This window comes from Actinacidiphila yanglinensis, assembly GCF_900107965.1.
GTDB lineage: Bacteria > Actinomycetota > Actinomycetes > Streptomycetales > Streptomycetaceae > Actinacidiphila > Actinacidiphila yanglinensis.
On sequence record NZ_FNVU01000005.1, the window covers coordinates 291,917 to 304,270 of the forward strand.

A 12,354-nucleotide genomic window follows, 5' to 3' on the forward strand; every position below is an offset into this window, starting at 1 on the left:
CCGTCACCCGCCCCAGCACCCGAACACCGAAAACACTGTCAGTGATGAATGTGACATCGGTTGATGGCAGCGTCAAGACCCTGACGGCACCCGGGGAGAACATCACCCGTTCGGGGCCCGACCCCTACGGGTGGTCCGCCGTGAGTCGTACACGAAGCCCCGCCGCACGGGCGACGCGCGGGGGCGGCGGATACCACTACGGTCTGTCGCGTGACTGTGATCGCTACCGAGAGCCTGAGCAAGCGGTACCCGAGGGTGACCGCGCTCGACCGGCTGACCGTGGACATCACGCCCGGTGTGACCGGGCTGGTGGGTGCCAACGGGGCCGGCAAGTCGACCCTGATCAAGATCCTGCTGGGACTCGCCCCGGCCACCGAGGGCCGTGCCACCGTGCTCGGCCGCGACGTGGCCACGGACGGCGCCGGGATCCGGGCCCTGGTCGGCTACATGCCCGAGCACGACTGCCTCCCGCCGGACGTCTCGGCGACGGAGTTCGTCGTGCACATGGCCCGCATGTCGGGCCTGCCGCCGACCGCGGCCCGCGAGCGCACCGCCGACACGCTGCGTCATGTCGGCCTGTACGAGGAGCGCTACCGCCCGATGGGCGGCTACTCCACGGGCATGAAACAGCGCGTCAAGCTCGCCCAGGCACTGGTCCACGACCCCCAGCTGGTGCTGCTCGACGAGCCGACCAACGGCCTCGACCCGGCCGGCCGCGACGACATGCTCGGCCTGATCCGCCGCGTGCACACGGACTTCGGCATCTCGGTCCTGGTCACCTCGCACCTGCTCGGCGAGCTCGAGCGCACCAGCGACCACATCGTCGTCATCGACGGCGGCAAGTTGCTGCGGGCCTCGTCCACCAGCGACTTCACCCAGACCACCGGGTCCCTCGCGGTCGAGGTCACCGACCGCGAGAGCGAGTTGCTCGCCACCCTGACCGCGGCGGGGCTGACCGCGCAGCGCACCGGCCACCTGCTGATGGTCGACATCGGCGACGACGAGACGTACGACACCGTCCGCGACGCGGTGGCCGGCCTCGGTGTCGGCCTGGTCCGCATGGAGCAGCGCCGCCACCGGATCGCCGAACTCTTCGCGGACCCGGACGACACCGGCGCCGACGCCACCGCGGCCGCGCATCCCACCCCCGACACCGCCGTCGCCGCCCCCGGCGCCATGGGCACAGGAAGGAGCGTCCGGTGACGCAGCCCGACCTGGCCCCCACCGACGTCATCCACGACATCGGCTACCGGTCCTACGACGGTCCCCGCCTCGGCCGCCGCTACGCCCGCAAGTCGCTCTACGTGCAGAGCCTGCGCGGAGCCTACGGACTCGGCCGCAGCGCCAAGTCCAAGGTGCTGCCGATGATCCTGTTCGCCGTGATGTGCCTGCCGGCGCTGATCATCGTCGCGCTGACGATCTTCACCGACCGCAAGGACCTGCCGCTGCAGTACACCCGCTACGCGGTCGTGCTCCAGGCGGTCATCACGCTCTTCGTCGCCTCCCAGGCGCCGCAGGCCGTCTCGCGCGACCTGCGCTTCAAGACCACCCCGCTGTACTTCTCCCGGCCGATCGAGGCCGTCGACTACGTGGTCGCCAAGTTCGCCGCGCTCGCCTCGGCGCTGTTCCTGCTGACCGCGGCCCCCCTGCTGATCCTCTACATCGGCGCGCTGCTGGCGAAGCTGAGCTTCGGCCACCAGACCGCCGGGTTTGCGAAGGGCCTGGTGTCCATAGCACTGCTGTCCCTGCTGTTCGCCGGCATCGGTCTGGTCATCGCGGCCGTCACCCCGCGCCGGGGCTTCGGCGTCGCCGCGGTGATCACACTGTTCGTGATCAGCTACGGTGCCGTCTCCGCAGTGCAGGGCGTCGCGGACAACCAGGAGAAGTGGCACGTCATCGGGTGGCTCGGGCTGTTCTCGCCGATCACCCTGATCGACGGCTTCCAGACCTGGTTCCTCGACGCCACCTCGGCCTTCCCGGACGCGGCCGGACCGCCGAACGCCGCAGCCGGCACCGCGTACCTGCTGGTCATCCTGGCGATCCTGGCAGGCAGCTTCGGCCTGCTGATGCGCCGCTACCGTAAGGCGGGACTCTCGTGACCACCATCGGCATCAACGCGGTCTCCCGCTGGTTCGGCAACGTGGTGGCGGTCAACGACATCACCATGTCCATCGGCCCCGGCGTGACCGGACTCCTCGGCCCCAACGGCGCGGGCAAGTCGACCCTCATCAACATGATGGCCGGCTTCCTCGCCCCCTCCGGCGGCAGCGTCACCCTCGACGGGACCGTCATCTGGCGCAACGAGCAGGCGTACCGCGAGATCGGCATCGTGCCCGAACGGGAGTCGATGTACGACTTCCTGACCGCGCGCGAGTTCGTCGTCGCCAACGCCGAACTGCACGGCCTGGCCGACCCCGGCGCCGCCGCGCAGCGCGCGCTGGCCACCGTGGAGATGGAGTACGCGCAGGACCGGCAGATCGAGACCTACAGCAAGGGCATGCGGCAGCGCGCCAAGATGGCGTCGGCGCTGGTGCACGACCCGTCGGTGCTGCTGCTCGACGAACCGTTCAACGGGATGGACCCGCGCCAGCGGCTGCACCTGATGGACCTGCTGCGCGCCATGGGCGCGGACGGCCGGACCGTCCTGTTCTCCTCGCACATCCTGGAGGAGGTGGAGCAACTCGCCCACCACATCGAGGTCGTGGTGGCCGGGCGGCACGCGGCCTCCGGCGACTTCCGCAAGATCCGCCGGCTGATGACCGACCGCCCGCACCGCTACCTCGTCCGCTCCAGCGACGACCGCGCGCTCGCCTCCGCGCTCATCGCGCACGGCTCCACCGCCGGCATCGAGCTGGACAAGACCGAGCGGGCGCTGCGCATCCAGGCGATCGACTTCGCCGGTTTCACCGCGTACCTGCCGCAGATCGCCCGCGACCACGGCATCCGGCTCTACGCGGTCTCGCCGTCCGACGAATCGCTGGAAAGCGTGTTTTCCTACCTGGTCACGGCGTAAGGAGCGACCGACATGTCCACCACCTCAACGCTCCCCGACGCGCCCCCGGCCAAGCCGGCGGCCCCCCGCGGCGGCCGCCCGGCGCTCTACCACCCCACGGTGGCCCGGCTCACCTGGCGCGCGCTGCTCGGCCGCCGCCGTGCCCTGATGCTGTTCGGGCTGCCGGTCCTGATGCTGGTCATCTGCGCCGCGGTGCGCGGCCTGGCCGGCGCGGACGACAGCACCGCCAACGACATACTCCAGGGCTTCGCGCTCAGCTCGATGCTGCCGCTGCTCGGCGTGATCGCCGGCACCGGCGCGATCGGCCCGGAGATCGACGACGGCGCCATCGTCTACCTGCTGGCGAAGCCGATCAGGCGCTCCACGATCATCTGCACCAAGCTGCTGGTCTCCATCGGGATCACCATCGCCTTCTCCGCGATCCCGACCCTGCTCGCGGGCTACCTGCTCAACGCCAACGGGCAGAACATCGCGGTCGCCTACGCCATCGCCACGGCGGTCGCCTCCGTCACCTACTCGGCGATCTTCCTGCTGCTCGGGGTGATCACCCGGCACGCCGTCATCGTCGGCCTGGTCTACGCGCTGGTCTGGGAGACGGTGATCGGCAACCTCGTGCCGGGCGCGCAGACACTCAGCGTCCAGCAGTGGGCGCTGGCCGTCGGGGCGAAGGCCGCGCACGGCGACCTGGTCAGCTCCGCGGTGTCCCTGCCGACCGGGATCGTGCTGCTGGTCGCGGTCACGGTGCTGGCCACCTGGTACGCCACCCGCCGGCTGCGCACGCTGAAGCCGGTGGGCGACGAGTAGCGCCCTTCGGGGTACTGCGTCGGGCACGTCCGCGACCAGGGCGGCGGGGGGTTTCTCCCGCCGCCCGCCTCAGGACGCGGCGTCCATGAGCCGCTCCAGGACCACCGCGATGCCGTCCTCGTCGTTGGACAGCGTGATCTCGTCGGCCACGGCCTTGAGTTCGGGGTGGGCGTTGGCCATCGCCACGCCGTGCCCGGCCCACCGGAACATGGGCACGTCGTTGGGCATGTCGCCGAACGCGATGGTCTGCGCGGCGGTGACGCCCAGCCGCCTGGCGGCCAGGGACAGCCCGGTCGCCTTGGTGAGGCCGAGCGGCAGCAGCTCCACGATGCCCTCGCCTGCCATGATCACGCCCACCATGTCGCCGACGACCGCGCGGGCCGCCTCGGCAAGCGCGTCGTCGTCGAGGTCGCGGTGCTGGATGTACAGCTTGTTGACGGGTTCGGCCCACAGCTCGTCGGTGCCGTTCATCCGGACGACCGGCAACTCGGGGCGGTAGACGTACCCGTCGCCGATGAGCACCTCGCCGGCGATCCCGTCCCGGCTGGCGGCCAGGGCCACCGGCCCGACCTCCGCCTCGATCTTGGCCAGGACCGTCGCGGCCAGCCGGCGGTCGAGGGTCACGGAGGTCAGCAGCCGGCCCGCGCCGGCGTCGTAGACCTGCGCGCCCTGGCCGCAGACGGCCAGCCCCTGGTAGCCCAGGTCCTCCAGGATGTGCCGGGTCCAGGGCACGGAGCGGCCGGTGACGATGATGTGCGCCGCGCCCGCGGCGGTCACCGCCTCGAGTGCGGCGCGGGACCGCCGGGAGACGGTGTTGTCCTCGCGCAGCAGGGTGCCGTCGAGGTCGGTGGCGATCAGCCGGTACGGCAGCGGCCCGGGCGGGGCGCCGGCCGGGCCCGGCCCGGAGGAGCTCACTTGGCGGCGGCCGACGTCGCGGACCCGAGGGGCTCCAGCACGTCCCGCCCGCCGAGGTACGGCCGCAGGACCTCGGGCACCCGGACCGATCCGTCGGCCTGCTGGTGGTTCTCCAGCAGGGCGACGATGGTGCGGGTCACCGCGCACAGCGTGCCGTTGAGGGTGGCCAGCGGCCGGGTGCCGCCGGCGTCGCGCATCCGGATGTTGAGCCGCCGGGCCTGGAACTCCAGGGTGTTGGAGGTGGAGGTCAGCTCGCGGTACTTGCCCTGGGTGGGGATCCACGCCTCGCAGTCGAACTTCCGCGACGCCGAGGAGCCGAGGTCGCCGGAGGCCAGCTCGATCACCTGGAACGGCAGCTCCAGCGACGACAGCCACTGCTTCTCCCACGCCAGCAGCCGCTGGTGCTCGGACTCGGCCTCCTCCGGCGTGGTGTAGACGAACATCTCGACCTTGTCGAACTGGTGCACCCGGAAGATGCCGCGGGTGTCCTTGCCGTACGAACCCGCCTCGCGCCGGTAGCACGCGGAGAAGCCCGCGTAGCGCAGCGGCAGCCGGGGAGCCTCGATGATCTCGTCCATGTGGTAGGCGGCGAGGGGTACTTCGGAGGTGCCGACCAGGTAGAGGTCGTCCTTCTCCAGGTAGTACACGTCGTCCTCGACCTGGCCGAGGTAACCGGTGCCCGCCATGGCGGCGGGCCTTACCAGGTTCGGGGTGAGCACCGGGGTGAAGCCCGCCGCGGTGGCCTGCGCGATGGCGGCGTTGACCAGGGCCAGCTCCAGCAGGGCCCCGACGCCGGTGAGGTAGTAGAAGCGCGAGCCGGACACCTTGGCACCGCGGTCGGTGTCGATCGCGCCCAGCAACTCGCCCAGTTCCAGGTGGTCCTTGGGGGTGAAGCCCTCGGCGCCGAAGTCCCGCGGCGTGCCGATGGTCTCGACGACGACGAAGTCCTCCTCGCCGCCGATCGGGGCGTCGGGATGCACCACGTTGCCCAGGCGCAGCAGGAGTTGCTGCGCCTGCTCGGCGGCCTCCTGCTGGTCGGCGTCCGCCGCCTTGACGGCCTCGGCCAGATCCTTGGTGCGCTTGAGCAGGTCGGCCTTCTCCTCGCCCTGCGCCTTGGGGATCAGCCGCCCCAGCTGCTTCTGCTCGGCGCGCAGCTCGTCGAAGCGGGTACTGGAGGACCTGCGCCGCTCGTCGGCGGAGAGGAGCGCGTCGACGAGGGCGACGTCCTCTCCTCGGGCGCGCTGCGAGGCGCGCACACGGTCGGGGTCCTCACGAAGCAGACGAAGGTCAATCACGGTCCCAGGCTACCGGGCTGCGGTCGCCCGCCGCGACAACTTAAAGGCGGCAATGCGCGCAATGTCCGATTCGGTGGAAAAGCGAGAGATGGGGAAGAAGGTGGTGATAAAGCCGCTCGTCAACGCTATTCCGGCTTTCCCTCTCCGGAGTCAGCCTGCCTGTGGAGAACCGGAGTTGATCCACAACGCCGGGCGTCCCCGGAGCGGTCCGCGACCCCTTCCCGGCCGAGTTATCCACAGGGGGCGGGGAAATCCCGGCCGGTTGTCCACAGGTTGTGGGGAAGATCTGTGGAGAACTGCAAAGATCATTTCCCCAGGCCGGTGTTCGGCTATGGATTCCCCACGCAAACCCGTTCCACACTCCCTTTCGGGTGAGATGCGTTCCCTCGGGAGGATGGTGAGGGGGATTTGGGGTGACGCGTGCCGAGCTGTCGCACTCCGGAGGCCCCTGGTGTCTGTGTACCCATTTGTCGACTTGGTCGGCTTCCTCTGTCGACTTGTCCCCAGTTACCCACAGGCCGTGCACGCAGCCTGTGGATAACTCGGTGGACAACTCGCAACATGGCTGGTGGGCAGATGGAAGGCGAACACCAGGCTACCTGCCCGGCGGTCACTCGCCGTCATGCCCAGGTCTCCGGTCCGGCCCGCAGCGGCACGGGTTCAGCCGTGGCGAAGGGCGCCGCCCGCACCCTCAGCCCTCCAGCAGCCGCTGCCCCACGTACTCGCCCTTCCCCACGCCGCCCGGCACCGCGAAGAGCCCGCTGGCCTCGTGGCGAAGAAAACGGGAGAGGCCGTCGGCGCCGTCGAGCTTGCGCTGGACCGGCACGAACCCCGTCATCGGGTCAGCCTGCCAGGCCACGAAGAGGAGCCCGGCATCGGGGGTGCCGTCGGTCCCGATGCCGTCGTGGTAGGAGAACGCGCGGCGCAGCATGGCCGCACCGCTGTTGGAGGCCGGCGCGGCCAGCCGGATGTGCGCGTCGCCCGCGATCGCCAGCGACCGGTCGGGGTTGACCTTGTCCAGCTGCACCGGCGTGGTCTCGACGCCCCCGGACAGCGGGGCCCCGTCGGACTTGCGGCGCCCCACCACCCGCTCCTGCTCGGCCACCGACAGGTGGTCCCAGGAGTCCAGCAGCATCCTGATCCGCCGGACCACCGCGTACGAACCGCCCGCCATCCAGTCGGGGGAGCCGCTCGCCGGTACGAAGATCCGCCGGTCGAAGTCCGCGTCGGACGGCTTGGGGTTGTTGGTGCCGTCGATCTGGCCCATCAGGTTGCGGGCGGTGCGCGGCCGGTCGGTGGCACCCGGGGTGCGGTTGAAGCCGTTCATCTGCCAGCGCACGGTCGCCGCGCCGGCAGCCGCCTTCTGCAGCACCCGCAGCGCGTGGAAGGCGACCAGCGCGTCGTCCGCGCCGACCTGCACCCACAGGTCCCCGTTGCTGCGCTTGGGGTCGAGGTGGTCCGACGGGAAGTCGGGCAGCGGCGCGAGCGCGGCCGGGAGCTCGGCGTTCAGCCCGGTACGGCCGAAGAAGCTGCGCCCGAACCCGAAGGTGACGGTCAGCGAGGACGGCCCCGCGTCGTCCGCCACCTGGTCGTCGTACGCCGCCGGGGTGCTCGGGCGGCCGGACGCGGTCATCTCGCGTACCGCGTCCGACCAGCGCCGCAGGAGCGCCGCGGCGCTCCTGCGGTCCGCACCGGCCACCAGGTCGAACGCGGCCAAGTGGCCGCACGCCTGGGCGGGTTGGACGATCCCGGCCTGCCGGGCGCCCTCGAACGGCACGTGCGCCGACCCGACGGTGGTGAGCGCGGCCGGGTCGTCACGGGTGCCGGCCGCCACCGCCGCACCCGCGCCGCCGCCGGCCACGAGCCCGACCGCCCCGGCCGCGCCCGCGGTACCCAGCAGCCTCCTGCGCGTGACCCCTGCCGTGGGCGTCGGCGCGTCCTCCTGCCGGGGGCCGGGAGCGGACGCGCCGCGGCCGGCCGCCTTGTCCGTGGTGCTCACGACGTGACCTCCACCTTCCTCGTCTCCGTCACTTCGTCGATGTCCGAGGTGCGGACGGTGACCGACATCTGCCAGGTGCCCGCCAGCGGCAACTGCACCGCGCTCGCCGTCCACTGCCCCGTCCCCGTGTGCCGGAGCGTGACCGGGATCGGGCCGAGGTGCTGCGCGGGCAGCGTGAAGGCCAGCCGCACCTCGGGGACGTCGACCGGCGTGCCGCCGGCGCCGTCGATCACGAGCCGCACCTCGTTCGGCGTCGCGGCCCGACCCGGCGTCAGCGTGACCGCCGCGGTGCCCTTCCCCTTCGGGCCCCCGGTGTCGTACGGCACCTTGACCGCGATCGGCCCCTGCGCGGGCGAGGCGCCCGTACCGGCGGACGGCGCGGGAGCCAGTTTCTTCTGCTCCTCCGCGGCCCGCCCCGGCTGCGAGCCGGACAGCACCGTGGTCACCCCGAGCAGCACTACGGCGACCGCGGCCTCGGCGAGCACCGAGCGGCGCAGCGCGCCGCGGAACGGGTCGGCGGCCAGCACCTTCCTGGCCCGCGCGGCACTGCGGGCGGCCTGCTGCCGGCGCAGCTGCGCGGCCCTGGCCCCGTCGGCCCCGCCCGCGCCGTTGCCGCCCGCGCCGTTGCCGGTGCCGGCCGGGTTCGCCCCAGGGGTGCCCGCGCCGGCGCCGTCCGTGCGGTCCGCGGCCGCCGCGACCGGCTCCCGGACGTCCGCAGCCGTACCCGGGGAAGCCGATGCCGGCGAGGCGACTGCCGCAGAAGCGGCGGCCGGTGCCGTGGCCGGTGCCTGCCCGAGCCGGGCGGTCCAGCGGCGGGAGAACCAGGCGAGCGCCACCAGCGCGCACACCAGCCCGATCTTGATCAGCAGCAACCGCCCGTAGGACGTGTCGGTGAAGGCCCGCCAGCTGCCCATCTGGCGCCATGCCTGGTAGACCCCGGTTCCGACGAGCAGGGTGATCGCGGTGAGCCCGAGCAGCGAGAAGCGGCGCACGGCGTACGGCTCGATCGGGCGGCTCGCGAGGGACGGCGCCCACAGCGCGGTGAGCAGGGCGATCAGGCCCCCGAGCCAGACCGCCATCGACAGCAGGTGCACCACGTCGACAGGCATCGCGATCCGGTGCTGGATGCCCACCGACGCGTGCTCGGCCATCGCCCAGGTCGCCGCGATGCCGGCCGCGATCACGGTGCCGCCGATGCCCAGCCCCCAGGCGAGGTCCGCACGTTCCTCCGGGTCCTCCCGTCTGGCGTACGGCCCGAACAGCACCGCGAGGAACACCGCGGCCGCCGCGAGCAGCAGCAGCCGGGACAGCAGCGCGGCCCCGGGCCGGGTCTGCAACTGGTCCCGCATCACGCCGAGGTCGAGGGCCTGGCCGAGCCCCTTGCCGTTGACGTACGGGCCGCGCAGCAGCAGCAGCGCGATGGTCGAGGCGGCCATCGCCACCCACCCGGTCGCCGCGAGCCGCTGGAGCGGTCGCAGCAGCGCGCCGCGCGGCCAGCACGCCGACAGGAACACCGAGGCGCCCACCAGCAGCGCGAACCCGGCGTAGGCGACGTAGCGGCCGACGCCGTACAGCGTGCCGGCCGCGCCTCCGCCGCGTGCCGCGACACCCGACAGGTCGACGCTGGTCCGCGAGGGGGCACCGACGGAGAAGGTGAAGGCGCCCGCAACGGGGTGGCTGTCCTGGGAGATCGCGCGCCAGGCCACGGTGTAGGTTCCGTTGCCCAGGCCGGACTTGAGGGCGACCGTCGAGGTGGCGCCGGAGTCCTTGCCCTGGGCGTGCCCGGCCACCCCGGCGGCCACGTTGGTGCCGTGCGGGTCGAGCACCCGCAGCGAGTCGTCGGACAGCAGCACCCCCTCGGAGAAGGTGAGCACCACCCGCTGCGGCGCGGTCGCGACCACGGACCCGTCGGCCGGGTCGGTGCGGATCAGCGCCGCGTGCGCGGACGCGGGCACCGCGGTGCCGAGCAGCAGCCCGACCAGGGCGCCGAGCCCGACCAGCAGCGCCGCCGCGCGCCGCGGCCACGACCGCGCGGCGCGCCGCGGCCCCGCCGCGCGTGTTCGGGGCGGGTGCGGCTGCCGCGCGCGGGCGCGGTGTACGTACGACCGTGTGTCCATCGGGTGTTCAGCCTCCGGGGTGGTACGTCGTCGGACGCACCGGCACGGTGACGGTCATCGCGGCCGGCGTGGCGTGGGCGAAGTGCAGGGTGAGCGTCACCTTGTCGCCGACGGCCGGCTTGTGCGTGAGGGTCTCCAGCATCACGTGGTCGCCGCCGGTGCTCAGCGTGAGCCTGCCGCCGGGGGGCACGGTCAGCGACGTCACCTGGCGCATGGTGTCGTCCGTCGTGGTGTGCAGGGTGCCGTGCGCGGCCAGACTGCTGCTCACCGAGGTGAGCTGGGCCGCGCTGCCGCCGGAGTTGGTGACCGTGAAGTACGCGGCGGCCTCGTCGGTCAGCAGCGGCCGGGGTATGTAGGCGCCGGTCACCGCGAGCTTGGCGGGGCCGCCGGAGGCCGGCGCATCAGAGGACGACGAGCAGCCGGTGAGCGCGATGGTGCCGCCGGTCGCGACCGCGGCGAGCACCACCAGCGCCGCCGCGCCCACGCGGGTGCGCCGCCCGACGCCGCCGGGACGGTTGCCGGTCCCGCTGCCGCTCGCGCGGTCGTTCGGGCCGGCGTTCGCACCGTCGTTCCCGCTGCCGTTCCCGGTCACGACTTCTCGCTCCGGATGATCTTCGGCAGCTCGCGCGCGTACTGGTCCGCGGTGGTGCCCGCCATGTACAGCACGTGCGCCTTGTTGTCCTTGGGCCAGAAGCCCAGCACCTCGGCGCCGTGCGTCACGGTCACGCTGCCGTCCTTCTCCTTGACCGGCGGGTCGATGCCCACGCCGAGGGAGCGCGCGGCGGCCTGGATCGTGCTGAACTTCCCGGTCAGGCCGATGAAGCTCTTGTCGATCGCGCCGAGCCAGGCGTTCAGCCGGGCCGGGGTGTCGCGGTCGGGGTCGGAGCTGATGAAGACGACCTGGAGCCTGGCCTGCTCGGCCGCGGGCAGCTTCGACTTGGCCAGCGCGATGTCGCTCATGGTGGTCGGGCACACGTCGGGGCAGTGGGTGTAGCCGAAGTAGATCAGCACCGGGTGCCCGGCGGTCTGCTTGACCAGGTCGAAGGACTTGCCGTGGTTGTCGGTCAGCACGAGGCCGGGCTTGGCGAACGGCGTGTCCAGCACGACGCCCGGTCCCTGCGAGGCCTCGGTCGACACGACGGCCGCCGCGTTCGAGCCCGAGCCGGAGGACGAACCCCCGCAGCCGGTGAGCAGGAGGGCGGCGGACGCGGTCAGGGCGGCGGCGCCGAGTGTGACGGTGGTGCGCATGAGGTGATCCTGTTCGCGAGTGCTCGAAGGGGCCGGGCGGCCGCGGTCCGTGGGGTGGTGCACCACGGCCGCCCGGCGGGGGACGGTCAGGCCGAGGGAGCGGAGGGGCCCTCGGACGGTCCGTCCGGGGAACCGCCGGTGGAGGTGGCGGGGGAGGCCGCGGCCGGAGCCGTGCGCCGGCGGCCGCCGTACACGCCGAAGCCGACGCCGATCACGCCGACCACGATGCCGGCGACGCCCAGCGCGCGGGCGGTGCCGTCACTGCTGTCCACCGAGGCCGACGTGGTGCCCGACGCACCCTTGCCGTCGGCCGGCGGGGCCGCCGCGGGACTTCCGGCCGCGGCGGGTGCCGCGTCGGAACCGGCGCCGGCCGCGGTCAGCTTGAGCGTCGGCGCGGGGTTCTGCGGTTCGGGCTGCCCCGCCTGCGGGATCTCGATCCAGCGCACGACGGTGCCGTCGCTGTAGGTCTGCAGCGCCTTGAACGTCAGCGAGGCGGCGTCGTCGGGCAGCGGGCCGAGCGAGACCGGGAACTGCTGGAACTGCCCCGGCGCGATCTTGCCGCCGGTCCAGGTGATCTTGCTGACGGCCGTGGTGACGGTGCCGTCGTCGGTCTTCAGCGGCGTGGTCAGCTTGGCCGTGGTGACCTTCGCGGTCCAGCCCGGGACCGGCTGGATCGACACCGAGGCGATCGGATGGTCGGTGGGGAAGTTCACCTCCACCTGGGAGGTGTACGCGTTGTCCTCCTCGCACGGCACCTTGAACGACACGGTGCTGTAGCTGCCCTTGGCGGCCGAGTCCGGCTGCACCGTGACATGGGCGAAGGCGGGTACCGCGGCCAGCAGGACGGCGGAGCCGGCGAGCGCGGCGACGGTGGCGGCACGGCCGCGCATACGGGAACTGCTCATGGCAGGGGTTCTCCACGTGGAAGTGGTGCGCTGACGGTGGACCGCGCACGATGGCGTG

General features: G+C 72.5%; 11 protein-coding genes. 4 read left to right on the plus strand and 7 right to left on the minus strand.

Going from position 1 to position 12,354, the window contains the following annotated elements; translation table 11 throughout:
* The first annotated feature begins 210 nt into the window (after window positions 1–210).
* Genes C4U44_RS13885 through C4U44_RS13900 form a run of 4 tightly spaced genes read left to right on the plus strand, consistent with a single transcriptional unit; the run spans window position 211 to window position 3,817 of the window.
* Window positions 211–1,203 (plus strand): ABC transporter ATP-binding protein, encoded by a 993-nt coding sequence (locus tag C4U44_RS13885; protein WP_103886068.1) that lies wholly within the window; start codon window positions 211–213, stop codon window positions 1,201–1,203.
* Entirely contained in the window at window positions 1,200–2,099 is a 900-nt protein-coding gene (locus tag C4U44_RS13890; protein ID WP_235032060.1) for an ABC transporter permease, read from the plus strand. The genes C4U44_RS13885 and C4U44_RS13890 overlap by 4 nt, the downstream gene beginning before the upstream one ends.
* The gene (locus C4U44_RS13895; RefSeq protein WP_103886069.1) at window positions 2,096–3,013 is read left to right on the plus strand and encodes an ABC transporter ATP-binding protein; all 918 of its coding nucleotides are present in this window, start codon (window positions 2,096–2,098) and stop codon (window positions 3,011–3,013) included. The genes C4U44_RS13890 and C4U44_RS13895 overlap by 4 nt, the downstream gene beginning before the upstream one ends.
* A gap of 12 nt (window positions 3,014–3,025) precedes the next feature.
* Entirely contained in the window at window positions 3,026–3,817 is a 792-nt protein-coding gene (locus C4U44_RS13900) for an ABC transporter permease (RefSeq protein WP_103886070.1), read from the plus strand.
* Window positions 3,818–3,886: 69 nt separating this feature from the next.
* Here the strand turns inward: C4U44_RS13900 and C4U44_RS13905 are convergent, their stop codons facing one another.
* From C4U44_RS13905 to C4U44_RS13935, 7 genes are all read right to left on the minus strand, one after another.
* Window positions 3,887–4,732: an HAD family hydrolase gene (locus C4U44_RS13905; protein WP_200823240.1), complete on the minus strand. Its 846-nt coding sequence runs from the start codon at window positions 4,730–4,732 to the stop codon at window positions 3,887–3,889.
* Entirely contained in the window at window positions 4,729–6,027 is a 1,299-nt protein-coding gene (gene serS / locus C4U44_RS13910) for a serine--tRNA ligase (RefSeq protein ID WP_103886071.1), read from the minus strand. The genes C4U44_RS13905 and serS overlap by 4 nt, the downstream gene beginning before the upstream one ends.
* A 691-nt stretch (window positions 6,028–6,718) precedes the next feature.
* On the minus strand, window positions 6,719–8,026 hold the full coding sequence (efeB, locus tag C4U44_RS13915; RefSeq protein ID WP_103886072.1) for an iron uptake transporter deferrochelatase/peroxidase subunit: 1,308 nt from the start codon (window positions 8,024–8,026) through the stop codon (window positions 6,719–6,721).
* A complete protein-coding gene (locus C4U44_RS13920; RefSeq protein WP_103886073.1) occupies window positions 8,023–10,143 on the minus strand; it encodes a copper resistance protein CopC in 2,121 nt (706 codons plus the stop codon). Before C4U44_RS13920 ends, efeB begins: the two co-directional genes overlap by 4 nt.
* Before the next feature lie 7 nt (window positions 10,144–10,150).
* Entirely contained in the window at window positions 10,151–10,735 is a 585-nt protein-coding gene (locus C4U44_RS13925) for a copper chaperone PCu(A)C (RefSeq protein WP_235032061.1), read from the minus strand.
* Window positions 10,732–11,391: an SCO family protein gene (locus tag C4U44_RS13930; protein ID WP_103886074.1), complete on the minus strand. Its 660-nt coding sequence runs from the start codon at window positions 11,389–11,391 to the stop codon at window positions 10,732–10,734. Before C4U44_RS13930 ends, C4U44_RS13925 begins: the two co-directional genes overlap by 4 nt.
* An 86-nt stretch (window positions 11,392–11,477) precedes the next feature.
* The gene (locus C4U44_RS13935) at window positions 11,478–12,296 is read right to left on the minus strand and encodes a YcnI family copper-binding membrane protein (protein WP_103886075.1); all 819 of its coding nucleotides are present in this window, start codon (window positions 12,294–12,296) and stop codon (window positions 11,478–11,480) included.
* Between the last annotated feature and the right edge of the window lie 58 nt (window positions 12,297–12,354).

What these genes read in the sequence shown, in the direction of transcription:
- C4U44_RS13900 (WP_103886070.1), top strand. Translation starts at nt 3,026, where the DNA reads ATGTCCACCACCTCAACGCTCCCCGACGCGCCCCCGGCCAAGCCGGCG.
- C4U44_RS13920 (WP_103886073.1), bottom strand. Translation starts at nt 10,143, where the DNA reads ATGGACACACGGTCGTACGTACACCGCGCCCGCGCGCGGCAGCCGCAC.
- C4U44_RS13930 (WP_103886074.1), bottom strand. Translation starts at nt 11,391, where the DNA reads ATGCGCACCACCGTCACACTCGGCGCCGCCGCCCTGACCGCGTCCGCC.
- C4U44_RS13935 (WP_103886075.1), bottom strand. Translation starts at nt 12,296, where the DNA reads ATGAGCAGTTCCCGTATGCGCGGCCGTGCCGCCACCGTCGCCGCGCTC.